This is a genomic window from Actinomadura sp. B10D3 (assembly GCF_039871695.1).
GTDB classification, from domain to species: domain Bacteria; phylum Actinomycetota; class Actinomycetes; order Streptosporangiales; family Streptosporangiaceae; genus Spirillospora; species Spirillospora madurae.
The window spans coordinates 154,935-172,018 of sequence record NZ_JBDPLY010000002.1 but is presented as its reverse complement, the minus strand read 5'-3'; the positions used below and the strand labels follow the sequence as shown (position 1 = coordinate 172,018).

General features: G+C 70.4%; 15 protein-coding genes. 7 read left to right on the top strand and 8 right to left on the bottom strand.

Annotated elements, in window-relative coordinates; translation table 11 throughout:
- Window positions 1-3,113: 3,113 nt before the first annotated feature.
- From ABGB11_RS03995 to rsmG, 3 genes are all read right to left on the bottom strand, one after another.
- Entirely contained in the window at window positions 3,114-4,106 is a 993-nt protein-coding gene (locus ABGB11_RS03995) for a ParB/RepB/Spo0J family partition protein (RefSeq protein WP_347628887.1), read from the bottom strand.
- Entirely contained in the window at window positions 4,103-4,918 is an 816-nt protein-coding gene (locus tag ABGB11_RS03990) for a ParA family protein (protein WP_347629641.1), read from the bottom strand. The genes ABGB11_RS03995 and ABGB11_RS03990 overlap by 4 nt, the downstream gene beginning before the upstream one ends.
- A 347-nt stretch (window positions 4,919-5,265) precedes the next feature.
- The gene (gene rsmG, locus ABGB11_RS03985; RefSeq protein ID WP_347628885.1) at window positions 5,266-5,943 is read right to left on the bottom strand and encodes a 16S rRNA (guanine(527)-N(7))-methyltransferase RsmG; all 678 of its coding nucleotides are present in this window, start codon (window positions 5,941-5,943) and stop codon (window positions 5,266-5,268) included.
- Window positions 5,944-6,131: 188 nt separating this feature from the next.
- On the opposite strand from rsmG, the gene ABGB11_RS03980 reads away from it, so the two are divergent.
- Window positions 6,132-6,596: a DUF6458 family protein gene (locus ABGB11_RS03980; protein ID WP_347628883.1), complete on the top strand. Its 465-nt coding sequence runs from the start codon at window positions 6,132-6,134 to the stop codon at window positions 6,594-6,596.
- A gap of 232 nt (window positions 6,597-6,828) precedes the next feature.
- Here ABGB11_RS03980 and ABGB11_RS03975 read toward each other — a convergent pair whose 3' ends face one another.
- From ABGB11_RS03975 to rpmH, 5 genes are read right to left on the bottom strand one after another with little or no spacing between them, the layout of a single operon-like run.
- Window positions 6,829-7,314, bottom strand: a complete 486-nt coding sequence (locus tag ABGB11_RS03975; protein ID WP_347628881.1) for a R3H domain-containing nucleic acid-binding protein — start codon at window positions 7,312-7,314, stop codon at window positions 6,829-6,831.
- 37 nt (window positions 7,315-7,351) lie between these two features.
- Window positions 7,352-8,365 (bottom strand): membrane protein insertase YidC, encoded by a 1,014-nt coding sequence (gene yidC, locus ABGB11_RS03970; protein WP_347628879.1) that lies wholly within the window; start codon window positions 8,363-8,365, stop codon window positions 7,352-7,354.
- Window positions 8,358-8,768 (bottom strand): membrane protein insertion efficiency factor YidD, encoded by a 411-nt coding sequence (yidD, locus tag ABGB11_RS03965; protein WP_347628877.1) that lies wholly within the window; start codon window positions 8,766-8,768, stop codon window positions 8,358-8,360. Before yidD ends, yidC begins: the two co-directional genes overlap by 8 nt.
- Window positions 8,765-9,112 carry a ribonuclease P protein component gene (gene rnpA / locus ABGB11_RS03960; RefSeq protein WP_347628875.1) on the bottom strand — a complete coding sequence of 116 codons (348 nt, stop codon included), beginning with the start codon at window positions 9,110-9,112 and terminating at the stop codon, window positions 8,765-8,767. The genes yidD and rnpA overlap by 4 nt, the downstream gene beginning before the upstream one ends.
- A gap of 33 nt (window positions 9,113-9,145) precedes the next feature.
- Window positions 9,146-9,283, bottom strand: a complete 138-nt coding sequence (gene rpmH / locus ABGB11_RS03955; RefSeq protein ID WP_021592695.1) for a 50S ribosomal protein L34 — start codon at window positions 9,281-9,283, stop codon at window positions 9,146-9,148.
- Between the two features lie 589 nt (window positions 9,284-9,872).
- Between rpmH and dnaA the strand changes: the two genes are divergently transcribed.
- The 6 genes from dnaA (at window position 9,873) to ABGB11_RS03925 (ending at window position 16,800) form a co-directional block, all read left to right on the top strand.
- Entirely contained in the window at window positions 9,873-11,906 is a 2,034-nt protein-coding gene (gene dnaA / locus ABGB11_RS03950) for a chromosomal replication initiator protein DnaA (RefSeq protein ID WP_347628872.1), read from the top strand.
- A 675-nt stretch (window positions 11,907-12,581) separates the two neighbouring features.
- Complete coding sequence (gene dnaN / locus ABGB11_RS03945; protein WP_250359356.1) at window positions 12,582-13,724, top strand: DNA polymerase III subunit beta; 1,143 nt, start codon at window positions 12,582-12,584, stop codon at window positions 13,722-13,724.
- A gap of 113 nt (window positions 13,725-13,837) precedes the next feature.
- Window positions 13,838-14,758, top strand: a complete 921-nt coding sequence (gnd, locus tag ABGB11_RS03940) for a phosphogluconate dehydrogenase (NAD(+)-dependent, decarboxylating) (RefSeq protein ID WP_347628869.1) — start codon at window positions 13,838-13,840, stop codon at window positions 14,756-14,758.
- Between the two features lie 99 nt (window positions 14,759-14,857).
- Entirely contained in the window at window positions 14,858-15,064 is a 207-nt protein-coding gene (locus ABGB11_RS03935) for a hypothetical protein (protein WP_347628867.1), read from the top strand.
- 84 nt (window positions 15,065-15,148) lie between these two features.
- Window positions 15,149-16,291, top strand: coding sequence for a DNA replication/repair protein RecF (recF, locus tag ABGB11_RS03930; protein WP_347628865.1), 1,143 nt, complete (start codon window positions 15,149-15,151; stop codon window positions 16,289-16,291).
- Complete coding sequence (locus tag ABGB11_RS03925; RefSeq protein ID WP_347628863.1) at window positions 16,288-16,800, top strand: DciA family protein; 513 nt, start codon at window positions 16,288-16,290, stop codon at window positions 16,798-16,800. The genes recF and ABGB11_RS03925 overlap by 4 nt, the downstream gene beginning before the upstream one ends.
- Window positions 16,801-17,084: the final 284 nt, after the last annotated feature.

Genomic DNA, 17,084 nt, shown 5'->3' with positions numbered 1-17,084 from the left:
GGAAGTGAGGCCCTCATTGCAGCCACATGAGCGGCGGATGACCAGTCCAAGGTCAAGCGGATGCCGATTCATAGCTTCAACCGGAGGCTCCGTTTCACGTGAAACCACAAAGAGGGTGTCTGGCTCCGTGCTGCTGGGTTGCAGGGCTGACATGGTCAACGGAGTTGGACGACGCCCTCGATGACGGCGGCCCGCCCACCAACGCGGCCCGTAGTCGGCATCCCGAAGTCGAACGACAGCCGGCTGCCGCAGCCCGGGGTGACATCCCGCCCTCCCCGGCGTACTGCCGCGCGACACGCTCGACGAGGACGCCCGCTAGGAGGCAAGGACCAGCCAGGCATCGACACCATCTCAGCGACGATCGCCCCAGCCAGGCCGGGCGGCTGCCAATGGCGACGACAACTACCCGACGGCCGAGTCGCCAGCGGCGCCGACGGTGACCGGAGTTGTTGACCCGTCGACGCGACGACGGCCCGGGCTGTGGCGGCGTACCCCTGCGCCAGCGATCGCGGCCCCGGCGGCGCTCCAGCAGGCGGTGGAGGGTCGGTGCCGAAACGATGAACACACGTCGAGCAACTACCTGAACACCTTCGTGGCAGCCTGCGAACAAGTCGCCGTGAGCGGGCCGCGTGGGCGCGAGCAGCGGAGGGTCACGGCGATGTCGCACTCGCGACTTCGAACGGAGGCCGTTTCACGTGAAACGACCGGGGGGTGTCTGAGCCGTCCCACTTGGTCCATAGCTGACATGGTCGACGGTCGCTGCCGCAGATAAGCCTCCTGCCTACACTCCAGGACTGTCGCGTGCCCCACAGGTGCCGACTCCCCCTCGCGGCTCCCCTGGACGGCGTCAGGCCCTGCGAGGCCTGGATCCTGCTGCGGATGCCCGGGGACCGGCCTGCCGGGCCTGTGGGGGTCGTAGGCGAGCACGCAGTCGCGCGGCTGCTGCTCGGCGGCGAGGTGCCGTCACGTCGCTGGCGCTGGTGTCGTCGACCGGCGCTCCCAGGACGATCCGACGGGCACGGCGACTCCCCAGGCGGCGTTCCGTGTGGGCGACCTCTGGCCAGTGCTTCGCCACCGGCGGGTACAAGACGAGCAGCCGTCGATTTGACCACGCACAAATCGAGTCACCCGCTGGTGGTGCGGCAGACGTCCTAGCCACATTCGCGGCCGAGCCGAGAACTCGCCGCGGGTGAGATGGGGGACTCCCTCAATGCCTACGACGCCCGCGCCGCCAACAACACCGCAGGTATGGAGGGGGGGTCAAGTTCAGCAACACGAGTGCGGACACGGCCGCGCCGGTCGGTAGGCCGCGCCGAATGGCCGTGGCTGCGCAAGGGAGAGCCGCCTCCGCGTCGGCCCGTCCTCCGTTCCGGGCGCTCCACCCGGCCGCGACGGCTTCTAAGCCGCCGCGCCGCCCTGCGCGCCGGCGGCCAACGCCCCCAGAGGCCAGGTGGATGTCAGACGCCTGAGACGGTGAGCCTGCGGCACTTCCTGGTGTTGCAGTATCGGTCGGAGGCCACGTTTCACGTGAAACCGCGGCGTGGCCACCCTGGTGGGCACCGTCGCCGGGTGGCGAAGCGCCCCTCGTTGGGCGACGCTGCCGCGCGCGTCCCGCCGCCAGCGCGAGCAACACCCTGCACCTCGCGGCACTTCGCGCTTGGAGGCCAGCCGGACACGTGCCAAGGCCACCATGCTCGGCTGCGCCCTATCGACGCCAACCTCGACGAGGACAACATCGCCGCACTGCCGACGGAGTACGGGCGGAGGCGACGCGTCTTCAGGGCCGCCCGAAGACCTTGCCCCGAGATCCGCGCGCTCTGTGGTAAGCGTCGAGATCGTGTCCGACGGCGCCGAGGGGCGAATGGTCATGCAGCACGACACCGGCACGGAGCGTCCCCCCTACGCGGCCGGCCCTTAATGGCGATTCGCCATGTAGCGAGCAGCCGGGTGTGCGGAGGCTTGGAGTCTCCGCGAGTGCTCACCCGACGCGGTCCTCCAAGCGACCAGGATGACGGGTGGCGGTCGTCGGAGGGATGGTGTCGCCAGCTCGGCGATCGCACATCCGCTCCCGGGGCCCGCGCCGCGGTCGCGCACCGAAAGCGGACGATACGCCGACTGGGTGAAGGATGACGGGAGCGGGAGCTTTGCGCCCGCGCCGCGACTGAGAATCGACATCTCGTGCCGGGCGGCCCCACCGGGCGAGCCTGGCAAAGTTGGCGCGGGTTCCGGCCGGCGTCAGCCGGACGGACGGCCACCGGAACCCGGTCTTGACCCGCGCGGTCCGCCGCGCGATCGGCCTGTCGGCGTGCCAGCGCTACGCAGCCGGGCCACCGCGTGCGGGAGGTGAGGACGAGCCCGACGGCGATGACGGCGGCCCAGCCGATGGCCACACATCGGTGGCGATCTTGCCGAGCGCGCCGGCGGCCAGCGGACCGGTACCGACCGCGTGCCGCGCAGCCGCTTCAGCGGCAGCGGCAGCCGGTCCGAGCCGGGGTCGAGCGTCATCCCGCCGTCGGGCGGGCCCAGCAGCAGCGCGGCGGGGTGGTGCGGTCGGCGACGGTGATGAGCATGGGCGGCAGGGCCTGATGATGGCCGGGGCCGGCTGACTCCGTCGCGCTCGAGTTGTTCTACCAAGGGTCGACGTCGGCGTGCTCGCCTTGTGTGGGGCGCCCTCGGCGCCCTCGCCGTCCACGGCGTCCACGGCGTCCACGGCGCCAGGGGTGAACAAGGGGAGCCCCGCCTGGTCCGGACGGCGGTTTCGGCCGCCTCGGAAGGCCTGGAATGGATCAGGACTTACGGCCGGGATCGATCCGTCGACAGTGGAGGTGATCATGGAGTTCACCCGCGGCGCGTGCGGTTGACTCCCGCCGGACCAGTCCGCTTGGCGGCTTCGAAGGGGGGTCTGGGGAGCCTGATCGGCCGTAGCGGTCGGAGGCCGGCTGCCGATTTGCGGGGCCGTCGGTTACCTCGCCGGGTTGTGTCGGTCGGTTCTCGTTCGTTTCACGTGAAACGTGGGGGGTGCGAGCTGGGGCCGGTTGAACATTGGGGGAGCGGCGGCACACACAAGCGCCCCGGAGGCGGTGGCTTCCGGGGCGCGGGTGGGTGGGTGAAGGCTAGGAGTCGTCCATGCCGTCCTCGTCGGGGGCCATGGACTTGATGATGCGGTCCAAGTCCTCCAGGGTGGCGAACTCGACCACGATCTTGCCCTTGTTGCGGCCCATGTCGACGCGGACCTTCGTGTCGTAGCGGTCGGAGAGCCGGTCGGCGAGCTGCTGGAGGCCGGGGGCGACGGGCTTCTTCCGGCGTCCCTGCCGCGGAGCCTTGGGCTCGTCCTCGACCTCGCGGAGCGCGATCATCTCTTCGAGGGCGCGGACGGACAGCCCCTCCTGGACGATCCGCTGCGCCAGATGCTCCTGCGCCTCCACGCTGTCCAAAGACAGCAGGGCGCGGGCGTGACCGGCGGACAGCACGCCGGCCGCCACCCGGCGTTGCACCGCGGGCGGCAGGTTCAGGAGCCGGAGCGTGTTGCTGATGTGCGGGCGCGACCGGCCGATCCGTCCGGCGAGTTGCTCGTGCGTCGCACCGAAGTCCTGGAGCAGCTGCTGGTACGCGGCGGCCTCCTCAAGGGGGTTGAGCTGCTGCCGGTGGAGGTTCTCCATCAGCGCGTCGCGGAGGAGTTCGTTGTCGCCGGTGTCACGGACGATCGCCGGGATGACGTCCAGCCCGGCCTGCTGGGACGCGCGCCACCGGCGCTCGCCCATGATCAGCTCGTAGTCGTGCTCCTCCGACGTCGACCGGCGGACGACGATCGGCTGCAGGAGGCCGACGATGCTGATCGACTCGGCGAGCTCCTCCAGGGCCTGCTCGTCGAAGTGCTCGCGTGGCTGGCGGGGGTTGACCGTGATGGAGCGAACGGGCAGCTCCGCGAAATGGGCGCCGGCGACCGGTTGGAGGGCCGGATCGGAGGCGGCCGTGCCGTTCGGCACGGTGCCGCCGGGGAAACCCGGCTCGCCTGCGCTGCCAGGCTCGGCTGGCGTCGGCGGGGGCGGGGCGGTGGGAATGAGGGCGCCGAGTCCCTTACCCAGTCCGCGTCGCTGCTGGCTCACTGAACAGCTCCTCCGTGGGCCATCTCCGAGGCGGCCTCGCTGTAGGCGAGGGCGCCGCTCGAACCGGGATCGTAGGTCATGACGGACTGTCCGTAGCTGGGCGCCTCCGACACCCGGACACTGCGGGGGATCACCGTGTTGAGGACGACGTCCCCGAAGTGGTTGCGGACGTCGTCGGCCACCTGGGCGGCGAGCCGCGTCCGGGCGTCGTACATCGTGAGAAGGATCGTCGACACCCTCAGCTTCTGGTTGAGGTGCGCCTTGACGAGGTCGACCGTCCGGATCAGCTGCCCGAGGCCCTCCAGCGCGTAGTACTCGCACTGGATCGGGATGAGCAGCTCGTCGCCGCCGACGAGGGCGTTCACCGTGAGCAGGCCGAGCGACGGCGGGCAGTCGATCAGGACGTAGTCGAACTTTTCGGTCTCGTAGGCGTCGAGCGCACGCCGGAGGCGCGACTCGCGGGCCACCTTGGAGACGAGTTCGATCTCCGCGCCGGCGAGGTTGAGGGTCGCGGGCGCGCAGTACAGGTTCGGGATCTCCGGGGCCGGGACGACGATGTCGTCCAGCGCCATGTCCTCGATCAGCACGTCGTATATGGAAGGGACTTCCGCGTGGTGCTCGACACCGAGGGCGGTGGACGCATTGCCCTGCGGGTCGAGGTCGACCACAAGCACCTGCGCACCATGCATGGCGAGCGACGCGGCCAGGTTCACCGAACTGGTGGTCTTGCCCACCCCGCCTTTCTGGTTGGCGATGGTGATGACCCGGCACCTGTCCGGGCGCGGCCACTCCCGTTCCCTGCGGCCCGACATCGCCTTGAGCGCGGTGACGGTTGTTTCATGTGAAACCTTGGCGTCCCTGAGCGCCTCTCGCACGAGTTCTGACTCCCCCTGATCTGGTCCCTTGCGCGGACCCGGCGGCGGCTTCGCGCCGGTGTTCGTCGGCACATAGCCGACGTTCTCCGCGGTACCGGACGTCGTGTTTCCCCACATCGCGTGTCCGGAGGGCATGGTGCCCGCCGGCGTGCCGGGGTCTCCCTGCGGCTCGCCGGTGGCGGGCGGCTGCGCCCCTTCGGCTTCGCCGGGTCCGCCCAGGCCGGACGGCTGTTCGTCGGGGGATTCATCGGCGCGGTCAGGCCGGCCCAGTCCTGGTCCCGTGCTCATGAAGACCTCTTCCTCGACCCTTTGGCACGCCGGGGGGCGCGCTGTCGTCGCCCGACAACCTCTCCTCGGCCGGCGACCACACGGACGAGTGTTGTCGGCGGATCGACCATACCGCGCCCGACTTGAAGCAGTTCCGTAGAGCGCGCCCCGAACCGTTTCAAGACGGGCTGCGCGTCGTCCAGTTCGGCCGCCGCCCGTTCGCCCTTGAGCGCGAGCAGTTCACCATCCGGACGCAGCAGTGGAAGCGCCCATTTCGCCAGCCGTTCCAAGGGGGCGACCGCCCGCGCCGTCGCCACGTCCACCGAGAACTCGTCGGTCACGTCCTCGGCCCGCGCCCGCCGCACCGCGACGTTCCGCAGGTCGAGCATCTCGACGCATTCGGTCAGGAACGTGGTGCGTCGCAGGAGCGGTTCCAGCAGGGTGATCCGCAGGTCGGGCCGGACGATCGCGAGCACGATGCCGGGGAGACCAGCGCCCGAGCCGATGTCGACGACCTCCGCGTCCTGCGGGACCGCCTCGGAGACCACCGCGCAGTTGATCAGATGACGCTCCCACAGCCGGTCGACCTCGCGCGGCCCGATGAGGCCGCGTTCGACCCCGGCCTCTGCGAGGAACGCCGCGTAGCGCTCCGCGACGGGCAGCGCGTCACCGAAAACCTCACGTGCAATCCCCACCAGACGAATCGTTCCACAAAACCGGTGGGGTCGTGCACGCGCAACGTCCCTGTGGACGGGTCGGGCGCGCGAGGTTGGACGACCCTTGCGTTATGGCAAGAACCACATGACCCCTCCGCATATTCAGCGAGCGCCGGGTAGAGGGGTTGTGTCGCCCGACCGTCCCCCCCCGGAAGGAGCTCCGACACATGGGAATCGGAGTCAGCCTCGCATTCATCGCCCTCGGCGCGATCCTCGCGTTCGCCATCCGCGTCGACCTCAGCGGCCTCGACATCCACATGGTCGGCTGGATCCTGATCCTGGTGGGGCTGGTGAGCATGGGCTTCACCATCAAATACACGCGTCCCCGGCGCCGGGCCGGGCGAGTGGTCGGCGCCGACCCCGCCTACGGGGACGAGCCGGGGATGGTCGTGCGGGAAGAGCACATCATCGAGGACCCGCCGCCCCTGAACCGTCCGAGCGAGCGGGTCGAACGTGTGATCGAACATCCAGCGGACGAAGCGGCGACGCACGGCCACGTCGCCCAGGACCCGGCGTACTCGCAGGACCCCGCGCACGCTCAGAATCCGGCGGAGGAGAACAGCACGTCCGTCGTGGACTCCGGTGACCGCATTCCGCAGCGTCGCAGGTGGCGGCGGACCGTACGGCGGTAACGCCGAGCATCGAACCCGCCCGGTGTGCCTTGGGCGGCGGTGCACACCGGGCTCCCAAGGGCCCCGCGTCGGCCAGGACGCGGGGCCCTCCCCTTGCCACAGTTATCCACAGGGTGTGGCCGACATGCGACGCGAACACCCCCGCCGTAGGGCAGCGGCGCCCACCGACGAAAACGGCCCCGGTGGGCACCGGGGCCGTTCGTGGATGGCTCTGGCGAGCGAGCCGAGAACTTCAGGCGGGGTAGACGACCACGTAACGGTCGGGTTCTTCGCCCTCGGACTCGCTGCGGAGGCCGGCGGCGGCGACCGCGTCGTGGACGATCTTGCGTTCGAACGGGGTCATCGGGGCGAGCGGCTTCGACTCGCCGGCCTGCCTGACCTCGTCGGCGACGTCGGTGCCGAGCTTGGTGAGCTCGGCGCGGCGGCGCTCGCGGTAGCCGCCGATGTCGAGCATCAGGCGGGTGCGGTTGCCCGTCTGGCGGTGGACGGCCAGCCGGGTCAGCTCCTGCAGGGCCTCCAGGACCTCGCCGCGCTTGCCGACCAGCTCGTCCAGGGACGCGCCCACGACGGCGACGATCGCGCGCTCGCCCTCGACGTCCATGTCGATGTCGCCGTCGTAGTCACCGATGTCCAGCAGGCCCTCGATGTAGTCGGCGGCGATCTCGCCTTCCTGTTCGAGCGCCTGGACGTCGACCTCGGTCGTGTCGGTCTGGCTCAACGGGGTCTCCTTCTCGGCCACGTGCTCGGAGTTCAAACTAGCGCTTCTGGGTGCCGCTGCGCTTGCTGCGCGACTTGCGGGTCGGCTGGTTGCGGACGACCTTCGGCTTCGACTCCTCGGCCTCGGGCTCCGGCTCCTTCTTCAGCCTCGCCTTCGTGCCGGACGACGCCTGGCCGTTCTTGGCCGCGGACGCCTTGGCGCCGGTCTTCGCGCCGCCCGCCTTGGCGCCGCCGGTCTTCGTGCCGGCCGTCTTCGTGCCGGTCTTGGCCGTGGCCGCGCTCTCGTCCGTGGTGAGCGGCGGGTACTTCTTGTAGATGTAGTGCTGCTGCGCGAGCGTCCAGCTGTTGGACGTGACCCAGTACATGAGGACGCCCAGCGGGAAGCCGAGGCCGAACAGTCCGAACAGCGGCGCCATGAAGACCATCATCTTCTGCGCCTGCATCATCGGGTTGGCGTCGTCGGTGACGGGCTGCCGCTTCATGCTGGCCCGGACGGTGAAGAACGTCGTGCAGGAGCTGATCACCACGGCGATGCCGGTGATGACGATCGCCGTCCAGGACTTGGGGTCGGAGCCCCAGGCGTTGAGAAACGTGTCGGGGATGTGCGCGCCGAAGATGCTGGCGTGCTGCGCGCTCGACACGAGGTCGGCCGACATCCCGAAGACACCCTCGCCGGGCTTGGCGTCGGAGATCTTCTTCAGCGTCTGGAAGAGGCCGATGAAGACGGGCATCTGCACCAGGAGCGGCAGGCAGCCCGACAGCGGGTTGGCGCCGTTCTCCTGGTAGAGCTTCATGACCTCCTGGTTGAGGCGCTGCTTGTCGTTCTTGTACTTCTTGCGCAGCGCCTGGACCTTGGGGTTCAGCTCCTGCATCTTGCGCGAGGCATGGATCTGCTTCACGAAGAGCGGGACCATGACCAGCCGCAGCAGGACGGTCAGCAGGATGATCGAACCGCCCCAGGCCCATCCACTGTCCTTGGGGACGACGGTGCTCAGCCCCGTGTGAATCCACACGATCAGCTGGGCGACGATCTCGTACAACCAGTCAAGCACCGGGCAGCTCCTTGGGCTCTGCTAGGGCGGGGCCGCTCTCCGCGCGGCCGGAGTTCGGGGGTGCCGCCGCGGATCGCGTCCGGGGGCCGGCTCCTCCGGACGCCCCGGAGGGGTTCGTGCGTGAGGTCTTCTTCGGCGGCACCGGGTCGTACCCCCCGGGGTGGAAGGGGTGGCATCGCGCGATCCGGCGGGCCGTCAGCCATGTGCCGCGCAGCGCCCCGTGCACCTGGAGGGACTCCAGGCCGTACGCGCTGCAGCTGGGCTGGAAGCGGCACTGCTGCCCGAGCAGGGGACTCAAGAAGCGGCGGTAGGCGCGGACGAGAAGGATCAGCACGGCCGCGGCGAGGCCCGGACGGCCCGCCTGGTGCTGCGCGGGGACCTGCGTCCCCTGCCGACTCCTCATCTTCGCCCCTTGGACGCGGGCCGCAGCAGCCGGTCGAGTGCCGACTCCAGATCCGCGGCCAGTTCGTCTGGGCGCGCCTCTCCCGCGCGGGGGTTGGCGCGCACTACGAGCAGGCTACCCGGTGGGAGCCGGTCGAGGTGCGGCCGCATGAGGTGGCGGAGCCGGCGCCGGACCCTGTTGCGGACGACGGCGTTGCCGACGGTGCGCGCCACGATGAACCCGACCAGCGGCGGCTCGGCCGCTGCCGGGGCCTCGTCCGGGCGTAGCAGGTGGACCACGGCAGTTGGCCGTCCGGCGCGGCGACCGCGCCGGACGGCCAACGTGAAGTCGTCCCGCCGCCGCATCCGGTTACCGGACGGCAGCACAGTGAGGGTCGGTCAGACCGCGATGCGGGCGCGGCCCTTGCCACGCCGGCTCGACAGGATGGCGCGGCCCGCGCGCGTGCGCATGCGCAGCCGGAAGCCGTGCTTCTTGTGGCGGCGGCGGTTGTTCGGCTGGAAAGTACGCTTGCTCACTTGAGGCTCCAGTGCTGCGGTCGTTCGGCTTGAAGGTGGTGAAGCGCGATGTCTCGCACCGAGGGCCGCGTCCGGTCCCCCGCAGCGGGGGCCCACCCGAGCTTCCTGTGGGGCTGCCGGCGGGCACGCGGCATCTCCGTCGATGCGACTCGACCTCAGCACGTTACGGGCTGGCGGGGTGGCCGGTCAAACGGAGGCGGCCGCCGCCGGGCGCGCGGGGGGCGTGGGGACCGTGTTGCGAGTGGGACCGGCAGGGGTTAAGGTCGTCCGGGCGAGCCGACGCTTCTTCGACGAGATCGACGATCTGATGTCGGTGTTCAGCCCCACGAAGCCCCCGTTCGAGAACCACCCCGCACCGGCCGGAAATCGGCCGGGACCTTGTCGACCTTTGTTCCCCGGAACCCGTCTCACGGGTTTTGCACAGGGTGCCCCACGCCTATGCACAGCATGTGGACAACTCTGTGGACAACTCGTGAGAGAGTAAGTCTTCCGCGTCGCGGCAGTGCCCTGCGAGGCGTGCCGCATCCCGCGGGGAAGCCGGGCAGTCAGGTACTCCGTTCGGCGGAGTTGTCGGGAGGGGACGTTGCGCATGGACGGTCAGGATCTCCAATCGGTCTGGGCCCGCACCCTCACGGCGCTTTCCGAGAGCGATCTGTCGCCGAGCTATCGTGCATGGCTGCCCATGGTCCGCCCGCTGGCGCTCGTAGAGGGGACGGCGCTGCTCGCCGCACCGAACGAGTTCGCCAAGGACGCGCTGGAGACTCGCCTCCGCAACCTCATCACGCAGGCGCTCTCCCATGAGCTGGGCAGGGAAATTCGTGTCGCGGTGACCGTCCAGCCTGAACCGCCGTTGGGTAATCGTCCGGGGCCGGGCGAGCCGCTTTCCGCGCCGATTCCGGGGCCGGGTCCAGGGCTCGGTGGGCACGAGCCCGCACCGTCTTATGGGGAACGGCAGCACGACGATCGCGACCGGGAACGTCCGTACACGGACCAGTCCTATGGGGAACAGCAGTACGGCGAGCCGTCCTCCTATACAGAGCGCCCTGAGCGCCCGTACCCGGAGCAGCCGTACGGCGATCAGGGTTACCGGCCCCAGACGCACAACCCCGGTTCGCCCGGAGGTTATCCACAGGCTCAGGACGAAGACCGTGGAACGTATCCGCCGGCGTCCCGTCCGCCCGCATACGGCGCGGGGCCCGGCGGACGCGGCCCGGCGCCGTATGAAGGACGCGGCTACCCGAGTTACGGGGGGCAGGAGGGTTTCGGCGGCGAGCCGCCAGGACGCCCGCCGCATTCCCATCTGAACGACCGCACGCTCGGCCCGCTGCGTCCCGGCGGCCACGCGGAGCAGCAGAACCGAGAGGCCCCGCTCGACCCCCCACTCGGCCACGCCGAGGACACGTTCCAGAACGGGGAGCCGCCCTACCCCGGCGGCGAGCAGCAGTATCGCGGTGAGGAGCCCTACCGGGGCGAGAGTGCGTTCCGGGACGAGAGTGCGTTCCGGGACGAGGAAGGCTCCGACCCCCGCAACTCCGACCCGAGGGCTCCCGCCCCCGCGCCCGCCCCGCAGCCCGCTGCGTCCGAGCACGCGCGCCTGAACCCGAAGTACACGTTCGAGACGTTCGTCATCGGCTCGTCCAACAGGTTCGCGCACGCCGCGGCGGTCGCGGTGGCGGAGCAGCCGGCGAAGGCCTACAACCCGCTGTTCGTCTACGGCGACTCCGGGCTGGGCAAGACGCACCTGCTGCACGCCATCGGCCATTACGCGCAGAGCCTCTTCAACGGAGCGCGCGTCCGCTACGTGAGCTCCGAGGAGTTCACGAACGACTTCATCAACTCGATCCGGGACGGCAAGGCCGACGGGTTCCGCCGCCGCTACCGGGACGTGGACATCCTCCTCGTCGACGACATCCAGTTCCTTGAGGGCAAGGAGCAGACGCAGGAGGAGTTCTTCCACACGTTCAACACCCTGCACAACGCGAGCAAGCAGATCGTGATCTCCAGCGACCGCCCGCCCAAGGAGCTGGTGACGCTGGAGGACCGGCTCCGCAACCGGTTCGAGTGGGGCCTGACGACCGACGTCCAGCCGCCCGAGCTGGAGACCCGGATCGCGATCCTGCAGAAGAAGGCGCGGCAGGAGGGCCTCGCCGCGCCGCCCGACGTGCTGGAGTTCATCGCCTCGCAGATCGCGACGAACATCCGCGAGCTGGAGGGCGCGCTGATCCGGGTGACCGCGTTCGCGAGCCTGAACCGGCAGTCGGTCGACATGAAGCTCGCCGAGATCGTGCTGAAGGACCTCATCCCGAACGACTCCGGCCCCGAGATCACCGCGGCGATGATCATGGCGCAGACGGTGGAGTACTTCGGGACGACGATCGAGGACCTGTGCGGGCCGTCCCGGTCGCGGATGCTCGTCACCGCCCGGCAGATCGCGATGTACCTGTGCCGGGAGCTGACGGACCTGTCCCTCCCCAAGATCGGGCAGCAGTTCGGGGGACGGGACCACACGACGGTCATGCACGCCGAACGCAAGATCCGGTCGCTGATGGCCGAGCGCCGTGCCATATACAACCAGGTCACGGAGCTCACGGGGCGCATCAAGCACCAGGCCCGCAAGCGCTGACCGCGCCCGCTCGTACACACTGTGGACAGCCCCGTGCACACCCTGTGGACCGGCGCCGGCCGCCTCGTCCACAGCCGGTGCATGGCAAAGAACCGACAAAGTGCACGCCTACCCCGAAGACCCCCGCCGCTACTCACAAGTTGTGGAAAACTCTGGGGATTTTCGCGGATAACCCTGTGGGCAACCCCTGGAGAAGCTGAGGATGAAGAGTGGACGGATGTGGACCCGCTGTGCACGGGCCCCCGCCCCGCTGGGGACAACCGGTGGACGAGCTGGGGATGGCCTGGGGACGGTCCGGAAGGGAACCCGGGGATCCGCGTCCCTCTGTCCCCAGCTGCGGCGAACGGGCGGCGAACCGGCGGAAGACCCGTGGAGAACTCGTGGATAACCGGGGGATGACATGAGGACGAGCTGTGGGGACGATTCCGCCGTCCCCAGCCGCCGCCGCGCCGTCCACGCCCCATGCACAGCGCCCGTGGACAGAGAAACGCGCTCTCACCTGCAACGATGGCCTCTGTCCACACTATCCACGGCCCCTATTACTGGTACTGCACTACTTCTCTATCCAAGAAAAGATCCACCTCAAGTCAGGGCCTGGGGACAACGCGCCCCGAGCGCCCCGGCCCAGCCAAGATCAGCTCAGCCTTGTCCGACACCTGCAGGAGGCGGGTCCCTTTGAAGTTCCGCATCGACAGAGACGCCCTGGCCGACGCCGTCGCCTGGACCGCGCGCACGCTCCCCGTCCGTCCCCCGGTGCCGGTCCTCGCGGGCATGCACATCGTGGCCGGGGGTGAGGACATCGGCGATCGCCTGAAGCTGTCCGCGTTCGACTACGAGGTCTCGGCGCAGGTGTCCACGGACATCGATGTGGAGGAGGCCGGGACGGCGCTGGTGTCCGGACGGCTCCTCGCCGAGATCTCCCGCAGCCTTCCTCCCCACCCTGTGGAGGTGACGACGGACGGCGCGAAGGTGATGCTCCGCTGCGGCAGCGCGAAGTTCACACTTCTCACCATGCCTGTGGAGGACTACCCGACGCTGCCGGAGATGCCGCCGGCCGCGGGGTCGGTGGGCAGCGACGAGTTCGCCGCGGCCGTCTCCCAGGTGGCGATCGCGGCGGGCAAGGACGACACGATCCCCATGCTGACCGGTGTCCGGGTGGAGATCGAGGGCGAGACGGTCACGCTGGCGTCCACGGACCGCTACCGCCTCGCGGTCCGCGAGCTGCACTGGAAGCCGGAGCGGCCCGACTTCTCCGCCGTCGCGCTCGTCCCCGCCCGGACGCTCGCCGACACCGCCAAGTCGCTGACGGCGGGCGCGGAGGTGTCGATCGCGCTCGGCGGGACGGGCGGCACCGGCGAGGGCATGATCGGCTTCGAGGGCGGCGGCCGCCGCACCACGTCCCGTCTGCTGGACGGCGACTTCGTGAAGTACCGGTCGCTGCTGCCGAGCGAGTACGCGGGCCTCGCCGAGGTCCAGACGGCCCAGTTCATCGAGGCCGTGAAGCGCGTCTCGCTGGTCGCCGAGCGGAACACGCCCGTCCGGCTCTCGTTCAGCCAGGGCGAGGTCGTGCTGGAGGCGGGCACCGGGGACGAGGCGCAGGCCGTGGAGGCCCTGGAGGCGTCCCTGGAGGGCGAGGACATCGACATCGCGTTCAACCCCGCGTTCCTCCTGGACGGGCTCTCCGCGATCGGCTCGGACGTCGCGCGGCTGTCGTTCACGACGCCGACGAAGCCGGCCGTCCTGACCGGCAAGCCGCCGCAGGACGGGGAGAACCCGAACTACCGTTACCTGATCATGCCCGTCCGGCTGTCCGGATAAGGATCAGGCCCCGGGGCATGCCCCGGGGCACGCCGGGGACGATGGATCCGCGGGGGAGCCGCGACCCCGCGGTCATGCACAGGCGGTTACGCACAGGGGAGAGTGAGCGTTCCATGGAGCTCGGGATCATCGGCCTCGGCAAGATGGGCGGCAACATGGCCGAGCGGCTGCGCCGCGGCGGCCACACGGTCGTCGGCTACGACCGCGACCCGGAGGTGACCGACGTCGGCTCGGTCGAGGAGCTGGTCGGACGGCTGGCGGCGCCGCGCGCCGTGTGGGTGATGGTGCCCGCGGGCAAGCCGACCGCGGACACCGTCCACAGGCTGGGGGAGGTCCTGGAGCCGGGCGACCTCGTCGTCGACGGCGGCAATTCACACTATGTGGACGACCAGCGGCACGGCGAGGAGCTCGCCGCCAAGGGCATCGGGTTCGTCGACTGCGGTGTGAGCGGCGGGGTGTGGGGGCTGGAGAACGGCTACGCGCTCATGGTCGGCGGCGACGAGGAGAACGTGAAGCGGCTGATGCCGATCTTCGAGACGCTCAAGCCGGAGGGGGAGTACGGCTTCGTCCACTCCGGCGAGATCGGGGCGGGCCACTTCGTGAAGATGGTCCACAACGGCATCGAGTACGCGATGATGCAGGCGTTCGGCGAGGGCTACGAGCTGATCGAGGCGAGCCCGCTGGTCACCAGGGTGCCGGAGACGTTCCTGAGCTGGCAGGAGGGGACGGTCATCCGGTCGTGGCTGCTCGACCTGCTGAACCGCGCGCTGGCCGACGACCCCGAGCTGGACGACCTGCGCGGCTACGCGAACGACTCCGGCGAGGGCCGCTGGACGGTCCAGGCCGCGGTGGAGCACGCCGTCCCGCTGCCCGCCATCAGCGCCTCCCTGTTCGCCCGCTTCGCCTCCCGCCAGGACGACTCCCCCGCCATGCGGGTCGTCGCCGCCCTCCGCAAGCAGTTCGGCGGCCACGCCGTCGAGTCCACCGGCGACGGGAACTCCCCCGGCGTCGACGTCAAGCCCCCGAAGGTCTGACGGCGGCCGGCGCGCGGCGGCGGGCACTTGAGTGCTGTCAGAGCCCCTCGGTAGCTTCGAGGGGCTGAATACTGCGTCGGGCGGCCGCCAGGAGGCGCGATGACCGGGTTTCTCTACTTCGGAGGCATCATCGCCGTCTGCTGGCTGATGATCGTCGTATGCATCGGTCTCGTGCAGTGGCAGAGCGGCCGGGCCGCGGTCGCGGACGAGGAGAGCGACGCCGACCGGCAGGCGAGGATCCGGAAGATGCTGGACCTCCCCGACGAAGGCGAAGGCGGCCGGGACGGCTACTGGCGCGGGGACTGACGAGCGCCCCGGGAACAGGGCGGCCCGGCCGCGGGTCCGCGGGGTGTGCCCCGGGGCGGGCGGGAGGCTCTACGCTCGGGTGTCGTGCATGTCGCCCACCTTTCGTTGCAGGACTTCCGGTCCTACCCGGCCGCCGAGGTCGCGCTGGAGCCGGGGGTCACGGCGTTCGTGGGGCCGAACGGTCAGGGCAAGACGAACCTGGTCGAGGCCGTCGGGTACGTTGCCTCGCACGGCAGCCACCGGGCCGCGACGGACGCGCCGCTCGTCCGGCACGGGGCGCCGCGCGCGATCGTCCGGGCCGGGGTGGTGAAGGACGACCGCAAGGCGCTGATCGAGCTCGAGATCAACCCGGGCAAGGCGAACCGGGCGCGGCTCAACCGGTCCCCCGTCCCCAGGCCGCGGGAGATCCTGGGGATGCTGCGGACCGTGCTGTTCGCCCCGGAGGACCTCGCGCTCGTGAAGGGCGATCCGGGGGAGCGGCGCCGGTTCATGGACGAGCTGCTGACCGCGCGGGCTCCGCGGTTCGCCGGTGTGCGATCGGACTACGACCGCGTTCTGAAGCAGCGCAACGCCCTGCTGAAGTCGGCGGCCGCGCACAGGCGCTCCCCCGGTCCGGAGGTGCTCGCGACCCTGGACGTGTGGGATTCGCATCTGGCGCGGACGGGATCGGAGCTTCTGGCCGCGAGGCTGGATCTCGTCGCCGCGCTCCGTCCGCTGATCGGGCGGGCCTACGAGGAGCTCGCGCCGCACAGTGGCGCGGCCGACGTCTTCTACAAGAGCTCGCTCGGTGACGTGGAGTTGTCCACAGACCGTGGACGACTGGCCGAGCAGATGCTGGCGGCGGTCGGCGAGTCCCGGAAGCAGGAGCTGGAGCGCGGCGTGAGCCTCGTCGGCCCGCACCGGGACGAGCTGGTCCTGCGCCTGGGGGAGCTCCCGGCGCGCGGCTACGCCAGCCACGGCGAGTCGTGGTCGTTCGCGCTCGGCCTGCGGCTGGCGGCGTTCGACCTGCTCCGCGCGGACGGCGACGACCCGGTGCTGATCCTGGACGACGTGTTCGCCGAGCTCGACACGGGCCGCCGGAGCCGGCTGGCCGAGATGGTCGCGCCGGCGGAGCAGGTGCTCATCACGGCGGCCGTCCCCGCCGACGTCCCCACCGAATTGACGGGGGCCTCGTATAACGTCTCCGACGGCCAGGTCGTCCGGGACCACAAGGGGGCGAGCGCGTGAACGATCCACAGGATGTGCACAACTCCGCCGGAGACGGGGCGGTTCCCGCCAAGTCGGGGATCGAGCTCGCACGCGAGGCGCTCGCCCAGGCGAAGGCGGACGCCCTGAAGCGCGGCACGGTCCCCGGCCAGAAGCGCAAGGGCGGCGGGCGGGTCGTCCGCGTCCGGGAGCCCGGCCGCGGCGGCGACCCGAAGCCGTTCGGCAGCGCGATCCGCGACCTGCTGGCGTCGCGCGGGTGGGAGCAGCGGGCGGCCGTCGGCGGCGTGTTCGGCAACTGGGCGGCCATCGTGGGCGCCGAACTGGCCGAGCACACCCGCCCGGACCGCTTCGAGGACGGCGAGCTGACGATCGCCGCCGACTCGACGACGTGGGCGACGCAGCTCCGCCTGCTGTCGTCCACGCTCGTCCGGCGGCTGAACGAGGAGCTCGGCCACGGCACCGTCCGGCGGGTGAAGGTGGTGGGCCCGGCCTCCGGGCCGCGCCGGACGGGCGCCTGGCGCGCCCGCTGAGCCGGGAGTGGCGGGTGGGAACATCTGTTCGGCGGGTGAGTCGCCCAGTTCAGCGGCGAGCGCCACGTAGGCCAGAGATCCCCCCGGGGCGAATGGGGGGATGTGGCTCCAGGGCCACTGGGCCGCCACACGCGCACACAGCGCTCGGGAGTGCCACGTTTCGTCGGCCGACCCGGTAGAATGAATGTGGGTTCAGGATGCAGCGCCGCCTTGGGGCGCCCGGGGCTCTGACCACAACGAACAGAGCACAACCGGGTGCCCTCATGTGTGTTACGGGGCACACC